Below are 16,710 nucleotides of genomic sequence, written 5' to 3' on the forward strand. Positions count from 1 at the left end.
ATGTTTGTAACTTTTCCTTAACACTATGGTGGCGAACTGAGAGCATCCGCGCCACATCGGTCATGGCCAGTCGGCTGATAACGCTGGCATGTCATGCCTGAGGTCATCCCTGTATGTCAGGGACGATATCTCTTGTCGATGTGAGTCACACAAGGCGATCTCGGCTAGTCAGGGAATCGCCCCCTGGTGCTAATTTGTTGCGTTGTGTAACGCTTTTTTGTCCTTGTTTTCTCTTAGGTAAAGCAAATCCAAAGTTTACCCCCGGGATCAGATCCTGCTGCTTACGATGATTGCCAGTGGTTATTGCGATACCGCAATGATCAGCATTTATGAACACACCTCCCATTGGGAGCGATCGCTATGAAACAAATTCCCGCTCCTTTATTAACGCTGACAGTCGGGGTCGTGGTGACCCTGGTCAGCCTCTGGGTGGGCTTTAACCATGGTTTATTGCCAGAGCAAGCTTCGGCCCAGTCAGTGCTAGTCGACAACTTTTTCGACGTCATGATGGTGATCGGCACCGCTCTCTTTTTGGTGGTAGAAGGCGCGATCTTGTATAGCGTGATTGCCTTTCGTCGTCGCCAGGGAGATGACACTGATGGCCTGCCAATTGAAGGCAACTTGCCGCTCGAAGCTTTCTGGACGGCGATTCCTGCCATTATCGTGATTGGCCTGGGGATCTACAGCGTGCAGATCTTTCAGGATATGGGTGGCTTTACGCCCGGCGATCGCATGCCCGACCACGGCACGATGATTGCTCAGTCACCCGACGCCTCGTTGTCAGGCTTGGTGCCCGAAGGCGCAGAGCCCGAGCTACTGGCGAAGTCCGTGTATGGCTTTGGTGCGCCCCTTGAAAAAGAAGGCATGGCAGCAGATGTCGAAGTGAATGTTTCTGGGATGCAATACGCCTGGATCTTTACGTATCCCGAAAGTGGCATTGTCGATGGTGAGTTGCATGTGCCGGTGAATGCCGATGTTCAGCTCAACATTTCAGCGCAAGACGTGATCCACTCGTTTTGGGTCCCGCAGTTTCGCCTGAAGCAGGATGCGATTCCGGGCAAGGATACCGAGTTGCGGTTTGTCGCCACTAAGGTGGGCACTTATCCCGTCGTCTGTGCCGAACTCTGTGGCGGCTACCACGGGGCCATGCGCACTCAAGTCATTGTGCATTCCCCCTCGGATTATCAAAGCTGGCTGCAATCGCGCATTGCCCAAGCGGAGCCGACGACCCCTGAAGCGATCGCGATGAATCCTACTGACATGACCGATACCGAATATCTCGCGCCCTACGGTGCCGAAATGGAGATCGATCATCAACTACTGGCGCATTTGGCGCATTAAGATTTCCTGCTCCCAGCTTTATTGGCTCTCTCAAGTTTTTTCATCTCTCTGCTCTCTTAAATTTCTCTATGGCACAAGCGAATATCACCAGCGACATGATGGGGCAATCGTTTCCCCATCCCGATAAATGGAAGTGGTATCACTACTTCACCTTCAATATCGACCACAAAGTCATCGGTATCCAGTACCTGGTCACGGCCTTTTTCTTTTATTTGGTCGGCGGCGTGATGGCATTGGTGATGCGGTCTGAGCTGGCAACCCCGAGTGCCGATTTGGTCGATCCCAATTTTTACAACGCCATGTTGACCAACCATGGCACCATCATGATCTTTTTCTGGATTGTGCCAGCGGCGATCGGCGGCTTTGGCAACTACCTCGTGCCGCTGATGATTGGCGCGCGGGATATGGCTTTTCCGAAGCTCAACGCCCTCGCCTTTTGGATTACGGTGCCAGCGGGCTTGATGATTATTGCCAGCCTCTTTTTTGGTGGTGCGCAAGCCGGGTGGACGTCGTATCCGCCGCTGAGCCGCATTACCGCGAATACGGCCCAGTCGATGTGGATTTTGGCGATCACGCTGGTGGGTACCTCGTCCATCATGGGGGCGGTCAACTTCATCGTCACCATCTGGAAAATGCGCGTCCCCAGCCTCAAGTGGGATCAGATGCCACTCTTTTGCTGGGCCATGATGGCGACTTCGATCCTGGCGCTATTTTCCACACCAGTGCTGGCCGCTGGATTGACCTTGCTCTTGTTTGACATCAACTTTGGCACGTCCTTTTTTGATCCGGCCAAGGGGGGCGATGTGGTGATGTATCAGCATTTGTTCTGGTTTTACTCCCACCCGGCGGTGTACCTCATGATTTTGCCGATTTTCGGCATCATGTCTGAGGTGATCCCCGTTCATGCGCGGAAGCCAATTTTTGGCTACAAAGCGATCGCCTACTCATCCCTAGCTATTTGTTTGGTGGGTCTGTTCGTATGGGTCCACCACATGTTCACCAGCGGCACCCCTCCGTGGATGCGGATGTTCTTCACCGTGTCCACGCTGATTGTGGCCGTTCCCACTGGGGTGAAAATCTTTAGTTGGGTGGCAACGCTGTGGGGCGGCAAGCTGCGGTTGAATAGTGCCATGCTGTTTGCGATCGGGTTGCTGGCCATGTTTGTGTTGGGTGGCCTCAGTGGCGTCACCTTGGGAACTGCTCCTGTCGACATTCATGTTCACGACACTTACTATGTCGTTGCTCACTTCCACTACGTGCTGTTTGGTGGCTCAGTGTTTGGCCTCTATGCCGGACTTTATCACTGGTTCCCCAAGATGACCGGCCGCATGATGAACGAGCCCTTGGGCAAACTGCACTTTGTGCTGACGTTCATCGGCACCAACCTGACATTTTTGCCCATGCATGAGCTAGGGCTAAAAGGGATGCCGCGCCGTGTCGCGATGTATGATCCGCAGTTCCAATACATCAACATCATCTGTACGGTCGGTGCGTTTTTGCTAGGCATTTCAGTGTTGCCGTTTATCATCAACGCGATTTGGAGCTGGCGCAACGGCCCCAAGGCATCTGGCAATCCTTGGAATGCGAAGACCCTGGAATGGACGACAGCGTCGCCCCCGATCATTGAGAACTGGAATGTGCTGCCAGTGGTGACGGAAGGGCCGTATGATTACGGCCACACGCCGGAGCCGACGGAAGTCTCCTCTTCATGACTGGGATGAAAGCTGAATGGGGCAATTGCCCCACTCAGCTTTCCCCCTTTTGCTCAATCGTTTGGGCGGCGATCGCCCCCCTTATTTTCTGCAATTCCCTATCGGTTTTTGAACTATGCAAGGCGCAATTGACTCCCATCCCGACACCACCACGGTGGAATTCCAGCCTTCAGAACATCACGACTTTCGGGTGTTGGGGCTGATCACCTTTCTCTGTTCCGAATTTTTGATGTTTGCAGGCTTCTTTGCCCTGTTCCTCGTATTTCGCGCCGAGGCCGCTGCTTGGCCCCCCGAAGAAACCGAAGTGGAACTGTTGCTGCCTGCTATCAACACGATCATCCTGGTTTCCAGCAGCTTTGTGATCCACTTTGGTGATACTGCAGTCAAACAAGGCGATGTCAAAGGGCTGCGTAAGTGGTACATCATCACCGCCGCTATGGGAGCGATTTTCCTGGCGGGCCAAATCTATGAGTACTTAACGCTTGGCTATGGCCTCACGACAAATCTGTTCAGCAACTGCTTTTATTTGCTGACGGGTTTTCACGGGCTGCACGTGTTTATCGGACTGCTGCTGATTTTGGGTGTGTTGTGGCGATCGCGCCGCGATGGTCATTACGGCACTGAGCATCACACTGGCGTCGAAATGGCCGAAATTTACTGGCACTTCGTTGACGTCGTGTGGATTATTCTGTTTTCTCTGATTTACTTGCTGACGCTCATTTAGCGTCCAAAACAGATCAGCATTTCCATTAACCGGGGGCTTAAAGCTCCTGGTTTTTTTATTTAAATATCAGCATCCCACAGCGGGAATCATTCCCTCAAAGATCTTGACCCTACTGCATCAGTTGAGCAGATGGGAAACTGCTCCCTAGTGACTGCTTGCAACCTAGAATTCGATCGGGGTACGACGGCGGGGAGGGGTAGATTCCGCTTTAGGCGAGGCAGAACCATTCAGATCAATATCGTCTTCATCCTCAGTAACGAGGGTATCGTGGCGCATTTGTGCCGCTTTCAGGGGAATATCAGCCGCATTAATCACGCCGCCCAAGACTCGGATATCTTCTTTTTCTTCTAGTTGCTCTAACAGTTCTTTGATGATGGGTTTCTTGGTCACTCCTGGGCGGGTGACCAAAATCAGTCCGTCGGTTTTCGGTTCCAGGAGCACCACATCATTGCTGCTGGTGAAATGGGGCGCATCCAAAATGACAAAATCGAAACGAGCTTGCGCATCTTGTAAAAAACGTCGCATCTCACCAGAGTCAAGAATTGCGGCAGGGCTACGCTGCGGCCCTACCCCTGGAGCAATGGATAGATTTGCCACCTGTGGCACCATCCGAATCGGATCAGAAAAGCGGCCACTGTAATATTGCAGCGGCTCGGTCAAAGCCTGCTCGTCTGGCTGAATCCCCAACCGCATACACTGCGGCGGATTTCTCAGATCCATCTCAATAATTAAAGTGCGCCGACCGGTGCGAGCTGCAGCAATCCCCAAGTTAAAAGCGGTTGTGGTTTTCCCTTCGTGGAAAATGGGACTGGTGACTAGGACTGTTTTGGGAATGCGACCGTCATTAATCTCAGCACCCGACAGTTGGAGATTACTGCGCAGACGCTCATAGATTTCAGAGCACGGATGATTCATATCGGTGATCAGGAGCGACTCACCCAGTTCGGGTTTTAACTCAGGCACCACCCCCAATAAGGGAATTTCTTGATCTTTGAAGAGTTTGTCGAGGTCTTCGAAAATGCGGATTTTGGGATCGAGCATATCCAGCAGGAAGACTAAGCCACCGCCCAAGCCGAGGCCTACCGCGCCCCCTAAAATCAACACTAGAATCGGAGACATCGCCTCTACAGGAATGACTTCTGTTGAGGGTGGACTGGCGACTGACAGGCTGCTGACCGTTTCAGCCTCCGCAGCTTGAGCGTCAATGCGTTTAGCTTGGACTTGGTCGTAAAGGGCTCTTTTCAGCGCAACTTGCTGAGCCAGGCGATCGCGTTCCAACTGCTTGTTGGGTAAGCGAGTATAGGCTTCGCGTAACTGTTGCTCTGATTGAGCCAGTATTTGCTGTTGGGTAATTAATGCATCCCGTTGAGTTTGTAGCCCTACCAGCTGATTAGCCAGTTCAGCTCTTGCTGGGTCAAGGTTACTATTGCGGCGAATGACGTCTGCGCCAGGCACTGCAGGTGTTCGTCCACCACCACTCAGAACTTCGGTGGCTCGCTCCTCTAAAAGCCGGTTGAATGTGTTGAGGCTTGTACGTAACTCGACGACAGTAGGATGTGCTTCTCTCAAGGTTTGCGAGAGAGTGGCTAGCTGCGATTCAGCTTGGTAAATCTGAGCACGCAAGTTTTGGATAATTGGATCGGCACTCAGAGCTGATGAAGCATAGGCGGCTTCAGGGGAGAGCCCTAGCTGGTTTTGTAAACTTTGCATCTGCGCGTCAATCGTAGCAAGCGTGATAAGGTTCTGCCGCCGCTGATTTTGGCTGGATGAAATTTCTCCTAGCAAGCTGCCATCTAGTGCTGCCTGAATCGCTGGCCCCTCAATGCGATCGTACGCTTCCAAAGTTTGTTCTGCTTCTCGCAAATCTGCCTCGATCGCCGGCAACCGTTCATCTAAGGCGGAAACAATGGTGCCGAGGCGGGCTCGGTTCGTAACCCGGCTCAGCTCAACCATGCCTTGAAATAGCACTGAAAGGACAGCTTCGGCCTCTTCTGGGTTTTTGGATTGGTAAGTGACATTAACGCTTTGAAGGATGTTGCCGCCCCCTTCGTCTCCGCCGCCTGTATTAATTTTGATGTTTGTACGGCTGCGGATCTGTCGAGGCGTGATTTCTAAACCACCGTTATTGAGCTGTTCGGCCACCCGTGTCAGTAAGATATCAGCCAATAAGAAGTCTTCTGTAATGATGCCTTGACCCTGCTGCTGCAGCTCAACCCCAGTCGCTGTAAAAGACACAACCGGCGTGTTTTGGACTAAAACCCCAGTTGTGCGGAATTCCTCTTCTGGAGGGGGCTGTAGGGCCAAGATGGTGGATAACCCCAAGCCGCCCAGAAATGTGGTGATCGGCACCCATTTATAGCGCTTGAGGGCTAAGCCATATTTTTTGAGCAGGGGCATGACCATGGCAGCAGGCAATCAATAAAGAATCAAGAAAGCAATTATCAGGCGTTAATGAGGTGGTTAAAGCAGTCCTCGCTTTGGCATAAATATCTAAGGTTGGAAAAGATTAGTTGCCGAATCTGATAAAGAATCAAAGAAGAGTAGAAACCCAAGGACGTCTCGGAAGGGTTGCGTAAAGGTATTTAGAGCATACGATACTCTCGCGAGTAAGGACCGGTTGACAATGATCACGTCATTTTGCTGCAAGGGCGGATTTTCCGCTGGGATGCCTCGGAACGCATCATGGCCATCGATCAATGTCGTAACGGCCCGGCCCGCAGTTTCATCAAACCGGACTAAGGCAATTTCACCCAGGTTAGAGGCATCGGCGTTGACGCCGGTGCGGACCAATGCGTCCGCAAACCGACTGCCATTAGGCAAGTCAACGGCAGACAGAATGCCGCCATTTGGCCCGTAATTCAAGAGACGGACAGTAATGGTTGGAGTGGCCAGAGTTGAACGAGCCACTAAGGCCTGGTCGTACTCATCTAAAGCGGCTGGATCTAAGCGTTCGACGAAGATGACATCACCATCTTGCAGGGCAATGTTCGGTAAGGCGTCGCCGTCCTTTAGGGGGGTAAAGAGATCGAGATTGCGCTCTAAAAGTTGACCATCGGGGAGTCGCCGTTGAACGATGACGGACCGTAAATCAGCCGTGTTGGTCGTGCCCCCAGCCGTGAGCAACGCCGATGCAATTTGGGGAGCACCTAGCGGATAGTAGCCGGGACGCACCACTTCTCCCAAGATGGTGACTTCGACGCCGCGCTGAGCCACGAGCGTCAAACTGACGTCAGGGTTTATAACATACTGGTTAAAAATATCCGTGATCAGGGCGGCTGATTGGTCGAGGGTGAGACCGTTAAAGGAGACAACCCCCTGTAGCGGGACAATGACATTGCCTTGAATATCAAGGGTTGCTTGAAAGCTCAAGTCAGGAAACTGACGCACATTAACAAAGAACGCATCTCCTGGCCCGAGCCGATACGTATCAAAATCAGGCTCTTGGGGACGACCGAGCAGGCTATCGACGACCGGGTCGACTCCCGGCTCTGGTAACGGCTGTCGGGCTGGTAGGGGTGCCGTGAAATTGGGGTCAGGGGTGATTTCAAGCGTTGGTGCGGCACTGTCGGTCGCGGAAGAGGGCACTTGACCAGTGGTGGGGGAGGTCGCCTCGGTCGCCGTGGGTGACAGCGATCGCTCTGTGGTGGCCCGATGCGTTTGCCCATAATCTGTATTGGCAAGTTGCCAGTCAGCTGTCGTGGTGGCATGGTTAGCCTGATCACGACCATTGGCCGCGATCGCCTCCATGCCGCCGCCCCAAATGAGCAGGGTCGACAAGGTGCCAGCGGTTAGCCAACGGCAGGAGGCTAGCCTCGCATTCTGTTGGTCACAATGGTTTGCAGCCATACCCATTACATTCGACCTGGTCAATAACTTTTTCCAATAGGTTCTAAAAATGCTAAACGTTTTTGCGCGTTGCAGAGCATTGTCTTCATTTACCTTTTTCAGAACTTGAATCAGGGTTCGGGACAGTTCTGTCGTTGGTAGCGGTGAGCCAGCACCAGGATATCGGCACCGGGTAGATATGTCGATTCTGGCACATCACCGCTTGGCAGGGGTGGCGATCGCGCTCCAACAACTCAGGATTAGCCATCGCTAGAGAAGGTGGTCGTCAACAGTCCTTGTTGCACCGCTTGGGCAATCTCAGTGACCGTGGCGGTATGGCTGCGAATGTCGCCCACCGGTTCAATGGGTAGCAAAATGCTGACGGCGACCCAGGGGAGCCGCTGCCGCTGTTGCCACTGTTGCACCTGATCGGCCCAAAACCACTTGCCAGGCGCAAAGTGACCGCCGCTTGGCCAGGCATACCACTGCATCACGGCAAACGTATTGCGGGTGTCGATACCCCGTAAATATTGAGTCGTCACTGATAATGGGTCCGCAGTCCCAGATTCGGGAGCGAGCTGCCAGCGCACCTGATGGCGATTATCCACTTGCCAACTTTGTGCGCCTCGTAAATCGACCCACTCGACTTCGGGTTGCTGGTCCCCCGATCGCTGCGGACGGAGCAAGAGCCCAAAGGTTTCCCCTGGGGCATCAGTGCCCCCTACCTGACGATATTCGGCTAGGGTCCAGCGATCGCCACCAATGGGTACCTCTTGATAAAACGTGTTTTCCCAACCGGGAACCGCGAGGGGCTCTTCTAAGAGGGTTCGGAGTTCTTCTAAGTGGGGGACGGGGAGTTCACTACTCCAGGGCCACTGACCGCTGAAATAACTGGGCAACGCTGCGATCGCCACAATGGCTGCGAGCATCGCAATGAGGCCCCACTGAACCAAGGAGCGTGGTTTAGGTCTGGTTTGGGCAGCGTCAGCCATGAATGAGAGCCTCCTTTGGATGAGAATGCGGGCTAGACCGCTGTTTCAGATTTGATTTCAAGCGATAACTGCGACGGCACGTAAGTTTGGATGAGTCGCAAAATGAAGATCAGCGAAAGTAGCATGAGAGCAGAGTAAAGGTCACCGCCCCAGCTGTCGTGTAACCAGGCAAACGCGGCTTTGTTGCCCACTCCGTGAAAGTAGCTCAGTAAGGCATTGCGAATGATATTGCCAGAGACGCTGACGCCTACCGTGGCGAGCAAAAAGAGGATGGTGCGCAGCCGCGATCGCCACACATCGTTCCAGTAAATCAGCATCAAAGCCACGTATAGACTGGTGAACAGCATTTTAAGGCCCGCGCAGTGAGGCGCGACTTCCACCATCTGGTCGTTGACTCGCAAATAGATCTGATCCACGGTGACATCAATGCCCGCTTGCATCAGCAAAAAGCCCGCCACACTGGCAATAAAGCTTTGCAACGGCAAGATGTACGGCTCAATCAAGTAAGGCAGTTGGCTCGGGGTGGCGAGGGCGACAAGAGCCAGGGGAAAGCCCATTAGCTTGAGTCCAGGCCAGCCCTTGAGCGTCATACAAAGACCCGCAAGCATCAGCGGAAACGAAATGTTCATCCAGTCGGACAGTTGACTCAGATAAAGAGCACTGGCCATGGCCAACAAGCCAATGCCCGATGGATGTAGCTGATCGGGCAGTTCGCGCCACTGGGGGCGCAGGCTCCAAGCCAAATAAGCGGCAAAGGGTAAGCCAATCAACCCATGACTAAAATATTCGTGCTGAATGCTGATGGACTTATTCAGCCAGCCATCGACCCAATGCCAGAGCAGGGGGCCATACATCACGGCCAATAGGCCCATCAGGGCGATCGATAAGGGGGCCAGTGACCCACGAGATTTGAGTACAGATGTCTTCAACGTCATAGGTCGGATTTATTTGACTGACAACACAGTGGACGATGCGGGCAGGTTGGCACCTGAGTTCATGGCTTGGGCGATCGCGTCAATCACCCGGTCGGCTTGCTCTAACGTCATACCGGGGAACATGGGGAGTGACAGGATTTCTTGCGATAACGCCTCTGACATGGGGAAATCACCGGCTTGATATCCCAACGACTGAAACGCCGGCTGGAGGTGACAAGGCACTGGGTAGTGAATGCCGCTTTGAATCTGTTGTTCCTCGAGCGCGAGTTGTAGGGCGGTGCGATCGAGAGGGCAGTCGGCGGTGATGCGCACGACATAGAGGTGGTAGACATGCCCGGTGCCGCTGTCGTTGCGCATGGGAATGATGCCGAACTCTCGCAGACTGGCCAAGCGTTCGTCGTAGTGTTGGGCGATGCGATTGCGGGCTTGATTCCATTCCCGCAGGTAGGGAAGTTTGAGGCCCAAAACTGATGCCTGTAGGGTATCTAAGCGACTGTTGGTGCCTTGAGGCTCGGTATGGAAATACTTGCGGACGGCACCGTAGTTGCGTAGCGATCGCGTCGTTTGGGCGACGAGGGCTTCTTGAGTCAACAACATGCCGCCGTCGCCAATGGCCCCCAAGTTTTTGCTGGGATAGAAGCTAAAAGCCGCCGCCATGCCGATGCTGCCTGCCGTAACGCCTTCCCGCTGGGCTAGGTGAGCTTGGGCGGCATCTTCAAAAATCAGTAAATTATGGCGTTCGGCCAAGGCTTTGAGGCCGCTGGGGGAAACCATTTGTCCATATAAATGGACGGGGACAATCGCTCGCGTTTTGGGTGTGATAGCAGCTTCAGCGGCGGTTAAATCAATCAACGCCGTCTCGCGATCGCAGTCCACAAAGATGGGCGTAGCGCCGCTGCGCAAAATGCCGATGAGTGTGGCGACAAAGGTGTTGGCGGGCAGTAAGACTTCATCCCCTTCACCAATGCCGCAGGCCGAGAGGCCGAGGGCGATCGCATCCGTGCCACAGCCCACGCCGACCCCATGCTGCGCTCCCGAAGCCGCCGCAAAGGCGGCTTCTAACTCTTTGACGGCTTGCCCTAAAACAAAATCACCGCGACTCAAAACTGCGGTTAAGGCAGCTTGCATCTCGTCTTGAATCTGGTCGTGTTGCCAGGACAGATCGACAAACGGAATTAATTCTCTGGGTTTAGTCATAAGAAATATCGGTGTTTAAGGGCAAGCGATAGCAGATAAATAGGCCAGCCAATCGATTGAGGGCAATTGCGACAATTTGCAGGCGGGCTGCTTTGCTAAAGAACCTAAGAGCAGTTTGATTTCCTCCGCTCGCGTCATCCAGTCAGCGATATCAAAGATCAATCATTAACAGCAATTCAGGCATTAGATGTATTTTTGATGTTAGTGATCGTCACCAACGTTGATGGCAATTGCTATAGTGATTCGCAGTTTTATTACAGAATTAGTCGCTTTCTTGATAAAGTCTCCATGAATGTTGAGGGCAATCTCGCATCAACAAGTTGGCTTTAGGGTGCCCGGAGTTGTCTCGCTTGCAACAATCTCAACGTGTTTCCTCGGAGGATGCTGCCATCATGGACTTTGATACTGCACGTCGGTTTGTGCTGGCCCAGACCCTAGCACCAGTGCCAGGACAAACCCCCTTCATCGATTGTTTGCGGCGTGGCGAAGCGCCAGTGCCGGGACAGGTGACGTCGCTGTTGCTGGCGCTCAAAACGCTGGCTCAGGGACTGAAAAAGGAACCGATGATTGAGCGATCGCTGGGGCATGCACTGTTTATCCTGACGTATGAAAGTCGGCAGCTCTATCTCCAGGGCAAGACCCAAAACGTTGACTGGCCACCTTTGTTAGACGACGACCTCAGTCGGATTGCGGTGGCAGTTGAGCAAATTTGGGCCGACGCTGCGACCTGATTGCCCTGTGGTTGCCCTTGCCCGATGTGGTTGGTCATTCTGGTAAGCGGCGAGATCGCAACCCGACCCAGAGCGCCCACAGCGTTGTGATCAGCAAAACCGGATAAATCAACAGCAGATCGACGCGAATATTGGCTTCGGGAGTCCGCACCAAAATCAGCCATTCCCAAAGGGCGAAGGTGGCCCAGAGACCGGTGGCCCACAGCAGGGGCCAAGGCCAGCGTCGCCGCGCCCAGCCCAGCACTCCAAACATCGCGAGGAGCACCGTGGCGACCGCGATGCTGCGCTCGGGATGCGCGATCAACGGTTTGATAGGGGTAAAGAATAAACCGAGCCAGTCCATGATGTCTCCTGGGCGATCGCGCTCCACGTTGCTCTGCCACAGCCAACGTTTTGGCCTCAAAGCACCGGGCTTCTACTCGGAGGTCGTGATGGGTAAGAGATTGGCATCAAACTCCAGGCTATCGAGCACGGTATTGGCGGCGGGCCAAAACTCGTCAGCCATCTCGGCGGGATACAGCACCACTACTTGAATGGGCTGCCCAGCCGCTTGACCAATCAAGATATGGCCGGACTGCTCCATGTCGGTGCTGATGTCGAACACCATCTCAAACCAGGGATAGGGAAACTCTGAAGCCGTGTCGGCACGGGAGCCGTCCAAAGTCCAGCCATTGTTTTCGATCAGACCGTTGGGGCCAGTGATGAAGTCCATCAGGTCGCCTGTGTCCGAGGTATTGGCAGGCAAAAAGACGCTGACTTCCGCATCGTCGAGGGCGTTGCCCTGGGGCGTAAAGGTAAAGAAGACGCCAACGCCTTCGCCACTGCCTGTGCCCATCACGGTCATGGTGTCGGGGTACTGAGCGGTGACGGGGATATTTTCGGCGGGGCCATCGTAGGTCAATAGCGCCGCTGGGGCGGTGCTTTCGGTGCTAGTTTCAGAGGGCTCGGAACCGGTCTCCGGTGCGGTGCAGGCGGTGCCCGCAAGCAGCAGAAGGCCAACGGTGGCGAGGGGCAAAAAGACTTTTTTCATGATGACAACTTCACGATACAAAAAGACATTGGGTGTTCTCATTCAAAAATGCAGCAAATGCACCCCCACCGCCGCTGGCAGCCGAGTTTTTTGGCTACCAGCGATGTATCTGATGCTGCTCCAGGATGCTATGTGGGCTTTACAAATAGCCTTCGTCAGCTTCGCTGTAGATGTAGTTGAAGAGTTCTTCGCCGTTGTACAGATTGATGATCACCACGCGACTGTTGCCGCGATCGTACATGACACGAAACCGGCCATCAGAGCCGACAAACACATCGCCAGAAGACCGATAGAGCGGACCATTGAAGTAAAATTGGCCTTCGCTAAATTCGGCAGAATATTCGTTGTCGGCTACGCGGAGCAGTTCAGCGAAGGAAGGAGGGCCGGTGGTGTAATCGTCGTAGCTGCTCGCGTTGCTGTTCGTCACACTGCTGGGTTCGGTAAAGAAGTAGTTGTAGAATTCCTCGCCCGTTTCATCAGAGATGACGACTACGCGACCGCTGTCGCGATCGTAATTAACGCGAATTCCGTGATCTGTCGCCTGATAGGTGTTGCCATAGCCACGATGCAGCACATCGCGAAAATAGAAATTTCCATCCGTAATCTGCACGATAATTTCGTTCGGGCCTTGGGCAGTCATGTAAGTGGTGGGCACCGAGCTTTGTGCCAGTTGAATCGGCGTGGTCGAAAGGCGGGGATTTGCCTGGGCGGGCATGATGGTGCCCGCTGCCCCCAACATCAGTAAGGTCGCCAAAAGCGTAGTAGAAGATTTCATGGTGATGGTTCTCGAAAAAAGTGTGGATTGGCAGAATGCAGCCATGGCCGGGGGGCCGTCATGATTGAGCGGCTGGCGACAGAGCAGCGCAGCCTTTAGCCCCTCGCCCAAACCGCCGAGACGATCGCGACACTGCTGCTGCCGCCAGGTTGTGAACATTGATTGAATGACCCGTCCGCGTCTGCGCTGGCAACGCGATTACAAATAGCCGTCGCTGGGGAAGATGATGAAGTCGCTGCGCACCCAGCCCACTGCGCCGGATTCTAAAAACTGCACTTCACACCAGTTCAGGTCGCTGCCTGCGGTGTCGGTATCCTGCACGCATTGCAGAATTTCCACCTGATCGCCCGCGAGGCCGTAGCTGTGGGCATAAGAATAGACGGTGGGTTCGCTACGGACGTTGATTTGGGAACCGCGATCGTAAGCCGTCAGCGTCCCCACCCGTTGGCCATAGTCCTGCACCGGGGCACTGCCGTAGGAACTGCTGGCATCCCAATAGACGTACAGTTCTGAGCCATCGGGAAACTCAAAACTCTGGCCCGACTCAAACACGTTTTGATAGATCAAACCGCCGTACTGGTCGGTGTAGCGGCCAGACTGCCCGGTTGGCTCAAAGTCGTAGCGCTGGCCGTTGGCCTGTAACTGCACCCCGATGTAGCCCTGTCGTTGGGAGAAGGTACAGCTGGTGGATAGATAGGCATAAGCGCCACCGGGGGCGTACAAATCACAGTGGGCTGGCGCGGTATCGGCTTTGGCCGCGATCGCTAACCCTAGGGGCATCAGCGCAGTCAAGAGAGCGACAGCAGAAATTTTTGTTCTCATTAGTTTTTAGACAGCAACTTGAACTCAACCTGAAATACTGTGTCGGAAAAATACCCTTCATCTAGTATTTGTGCAGCTATGTATAGCATGTCACTTAGCATTTACAGGCACAGATAATACTAAGAAAAGATTCTGGTATGAATTCTTCTGGAAATCCATATCGATATCGTTTAGAACCTTTAAGACAAGGAAAGAGCCTGTTTCAGTTAAGTCATTTAAGGAGTTTTATAAGGAAAAACGATCCTTTGGAAATTTTGATCCTGTCGCTTTTAGCTACCGAGTGGTTGGCTGAAATGGTTAGATAAAGTCATGGCTGAAGAGTACATCCCACTTTTGTCAATTGGCCCACCCTGCGGGAAGTGCAAAGCTCTACATCTCCCAGCCCCTGCTCCTAGTTTTTGGAAAAGGGGGCGGATAAGTCTCTCTCTAGGCTGAGCGAGGAATTCAGGGGAGGGTGACGCAACGGGGATGCACTCCGGACTGAATTACGAGTGTTGAGCATGGGCCTGAGTTTGTGAGCTTGAGGGTCCTCCTCAGTCAGTCATCGGACAGCACGACAGGGTTAAGGGGAATGTTGAGGGATGGGTGATATGAGCCCCAGGGAAAAATTTACAAAGCGCCAGCGGGGTGTATTTTTGAGCGCTGAGGGGCGACGTCGGCTTACCGCTGCGATTAATCAGGCCGCAGTCTTGATGAATCAAGGCGATCGCTTCACGGCGGCGGATATTAGCCAGCAGACGGGAGTTTCTAAGTCAACGATTAGTCGGCTCTGGTCGGGCAAGGTAGGGGTTGACCACAAGTCAGTGCAGTTAATTTTCAGCACCTTTGACCTGGAGCTGACGTTAGATGACTTGCAGAGTCCGCAAAGCAAGGGGGCAGTGGGGGCCGCGTCTACCCCGACCCCCCTCTCAGGGCCGCTCCCCTATCCCACGGGGCCAGTGCCGCTAGATTCACCGCTGTACGTGGTGCGATCGCCCTTAGAAGAACGGGCGTATCACGAAATGACGCAGCCGGGTTGTGTGATCCGCATTAAAGCTCCCTCTGGATTTGGCAAGAGTTCTCTGGTGTTGCGGCTATTAGCCCAGGCCGAAAAACTGGGTTATGGCATCGCCTCCATCGACCTCCTTCAGGTCGAACCCAGCACATTGACGAATCCCAGCGCATTTTTGCGTTGGTTTTGCCACGCGATCGCCGTCAAATTGGGTCGCCAACTCAATGTCGAAGACTATTGGAGCGATGTACTGGGCAACGCCCTGAGCACAACCCTGTTTATCCGTGAGCAAATTTTAGACGCCAGTGCGGTGCCCTTTTTGCTCCATATTAAGGAGTTCGACCGGCTATTTGACCACGCCGCCACCGCCCAAACCGTTTTGCCCGTGCTGCGCTCATGGTATGAGGAAGCGCGGCACGATGCCGGGTGGCAGCGCCTGCGGCAAGTGGTGTCTTATGCCACCGAGAGCTACTTGCCCCTCGACATCAATCAATCGCCGTTTAACGTCGGCTTACCCATTCCCTTGCCAGAGTTCACGCCTGCGCAGGTCAATGACCTGGTGGCATGGCATGGCCTGGAGCTCGATGCCGTCGCGCAGCAGCAGTTGATGACACTAGTGGGGGGACATCCACAACTGATTCGATTAGCGCTTTACCATTTACGTCAGCAAGCGTTGACCTTGACTGAGTTGCGACAGCAGGCAGCGGAGCGTACGGGCATTTTCCATAGTTATTTGCAGGAGATGCTGGTGCGGGTGCAGGATGGGCCGGAGCAAATGGCGGTGCTGAAAGAATTGGTGATGAGCGATCGCCCGATCTCGCTCGACCCCATCTTGGCGTATCAGCTTGAGGCGACGGGCTTGATTAAATCGACCTCGACCGGTTGGATAATGAGTCTAGAGCTTTATCGCGATTATCTGCGGAATGCCCTATTTTCGCTGTATGAGTAGGGTGGGCACTGCCCACCATCCCCTCTATCACCAGTCAATCGGGAACACTCAACTTAACGTCTCTTCCCATCCCCAAATGCCTGATTACCGACGTGTCTACACTCCCGGTGGGGCGGTCTTTCTCACTCTGGTCACTTACAATCGAAAAACTCTCTTTGCACAGCCCGAAAATATCCAACGCCTGCGTCAGGCGGCGGCCATCGTTAAGACCGAAATGCCCTTCGACATCACTGCCGCCGTTATCCTTCCTGATCACCTGCACTTTGTCTGGACTCTGCCCCCTCACGATGACAACTACTCCAAGCGCGTCGGTCGACTGAAGGTATTGTTTACTCGATCCTTTAAAGGAAATGTGGCGCTACCGCAGGATGTGTGTCTGTCTCGCCAACGGCAGCGAGAAAGCGACGTATGGCAGCGACGATTTTGGGAGCACACCATTCGCGATGAAGCCGATTGGATTGGACACATCAATTATTTGCACTACAACCCGGTCAAGCATGGCTTTGTCGGGTGCCCCCATCAGTGGGAGTTCTCAAGCTTTCGGCAATTTGTCAAGAATGGATTTTATGCAAAGGATTGGGGATGTCGGTGCGGCGGGCAAGAGGCCGGGGTTGAGTATGAGGGGGCGAGTTTGGTGGTGGGCGAATAGATTGGGGGGTGGGCAGTTATCAGGTGGTGGGCAGTGC

General features: G+C 53.8%; 15 protein-coding genes. 6 read left to right on the forward strand and 9 right to left on the reverse strand.

Translation table 11 applies throughout. From position 1 onward, the window contains the following. The first annotated feature begins 360 nt into the window (after positions 1–360). From DYY88_RS20890 to DYY88_RS20900, 3 genes are all read left to right on the forward strand, one after another. Positions 361–1,341, forward strand: coding sequence for a cytochrome c oxidase subunit II (locus DYY88_RS20890; protein WP_039726232.1), 981 nt, complete (start codon positions 361–363; stop codon positions 1,339–1,341). A 68-nt stretch (positions 1,342–1,409) separates the two neighbouring features. Further along, the gene (gene ctaD, locus DYY88_RS20895) at positions 1,410–3,053 is read left to right on the forward strand and encodes a cytochrome c oxidase subunit I (protein WP_039726233.1); all 1,644 of its coding nucleotides are present in this window, start codon (positions 1,410–1,412) and stop codon (positions 3,051–3,053) included. Between the two features lie 115 nt (positions 3,054–3,168). After that, positions 3,169–3,777 (forward strand): cytochrome c oxidase subunit 3, encoded by a 609-nt coding sequence (locus DYY88_RS20900; protein WP_044151121.1) that lies wholly within the window; start codon positions 3,169–3,171, stop codon positions 3,775–3,777. Positions 3,778–3,939: 162 nt separating this feature from the next. On the opposite strand, the gene DYY88_RS20905 is transcribed toward DYY88_RS20900, so the two are convergent. The 5 genes from DYY88_RS20905 to DYY88_RS20925 form a co-directional block, all read right to left on the reverse strand. Further along, on the reverse strand, positions 3,940–6,180 hold the full coding sequence (locus DYY88_RS20905; protein ID WP_039726234.1) for a GumC family protein: 2,241 nt from the start codon (positions 6,178–6,180) through the stop codon (positions 3,940–3,942). Between the two features lie 87 nt (positions 6,181–6,267). Then, entirely contained in the window at positions 6,268–7,554 is a 1,287-nt protein-coding gene (locus DYY88_RS20910; RefSeq protein WP_242517651.1) for a polysaccharide biosynthesis/export family protein, read from the reverse strand. A gap of 308 nt (positions 7,555–7,862) precedes the next feature. Further along, positions 7,863–8,594, reverse strand: coding sequence for a cyanoexosortase B system-associated protein (locus tag DYY88_RS20915; RefSeq protein WP_039726235.1), 732 nt, complete (start codon positions 8,592–8,594; stop codon positions 7,863–7,865). Positions 8,595–8,626: 32 nt separating this feature from the next. After that, entirely contained in the window at positions 8,627–9,529 is a 903-nt protein-coding gene (gene crtB, locus DYY88_RS20920) for a cyanoexosortase B (protein WP_039726236.1), read from the reverse strand. A 9-nt stretch (positions 9,530–9,538) separates the two neighbouring features. Next, positions 9,539–10,726: a DegT/DnrJ/EryC1/StrS family aminotransferase gene (locus DYY88_RS20925; RefSeq protein WP_039726238.1), complete on the reverse strand. Its 1,188-nt coding sequence runs from the start codon at positions 10,724–10,726 to the stop codon at positions 9,539–9,541. A gap of 392 nt (positions 10,727–11,118) precedes the next feature. On the opposite strand from DYY88_RS20925, the gene DYY88_RS20930 reads away from it, so the two are divergent. Further along, positions 11,119–11,457, forward strand: a complete 339-nt coding sequence (locus DYY88_RS20930) for a hypothetical protein (RefSeq protein ID WP_039726239.1) — start codon at positions 11,119–11,121, stop codon at positions 11,455–11,457. Between the two features lie 34 nt (positions 11,458–11,491). On the opposite strand, the gene DYY88_RS20935 is transcribed toward DYY88_RS20930, so the two are convergent. From DYY88_RS20935 to DYY88_RS20950, 4 genes are all read right to left on the reverse strand, one after another. After that, positions 11,492–11,860: a hypothetical protein gene (locus DYY88_RS20935; RefSeq protein WP_130199548.1), complete on the reverse strand. Its 369-nt coding sequence runs from the start codon at positions 11,858–11,860 to the stop codon at positions 11,492–11,494. A gap of 12 nt (positions 11,861–11,872) precedes the next feature. Beyond that, positions 11,873–12,487, reverse strand: a complete 615-nt coding sequence (locus DYY88_RS20940) for a hypothetical protein (RefSeq protein WP_039726241.1) — start codon at positions 12,485–12,487, stop codon at positions 11,873–11,875. A 139-nt stretch (positions 12,488–12,626) separates the two neighbouring features. Then, positions 12,627–13,262: a hypothetical protein gene (locus tag DYY88_RS24560; RefSeq protein ID WP_201278976.1), complete on the reverse strand. Its 636-nt coding sequence runs from the start codon at positions 13,260–13,262 to the stop codon at positions 12,627–12,629. 198 nt (positions 13,263–13,460) lie between these two features. Continuing rightward, entirely contained in the window at positions 13,461–14,084 is a 624-nt protein-coding gene (locus DYY88_RS20950; RefSeq protein WP_039726242.1) for a hypothetical protein, read from the reverse strand. Positions 14,085–14,674: 590 nt separating this feature from the next. Here DYY88_RS20950 and DYY88_RS20955 point away from each other — a divergent pair. Both DYY88_RS20955 and DYY88_RS20960 read left to right on the forward strand, forming a co-directional pair. Then, complete coding sequence (locus tag DYY88_RS20955) at positions 14,675–16,024, forward strand: AAA-like domain-containing protein (protein ID WP_039726243.1); 1,350 nt, start codon at positions 14,675–14,677, stop codon at positions 16,022–16,024. Positions 16,025–16,100: 76 nt separating this feature from the next. Then, entirely contained in the window at positions 16,101–16,673 is a 573-nt protein-coding gene (locus tag DYY88_RS20960) for an REP-associated tyrosine transposase (RefSeq protein ID WP_039729657.1), read from the forward strand. Positions 16,674–16,710: the final 37 nt, after the last annotated feature.

Source organism: Leptolyngbya iicbica LK (assembly GCF_004212215.1).
Classification (GTDB): domain Bacteria; phylum Cyanobacteriota; class Cyanobacteriia; order Phormidesmidales; family Phormidesmidaceae; genus Halomicronema; species Halomicronema iicbica.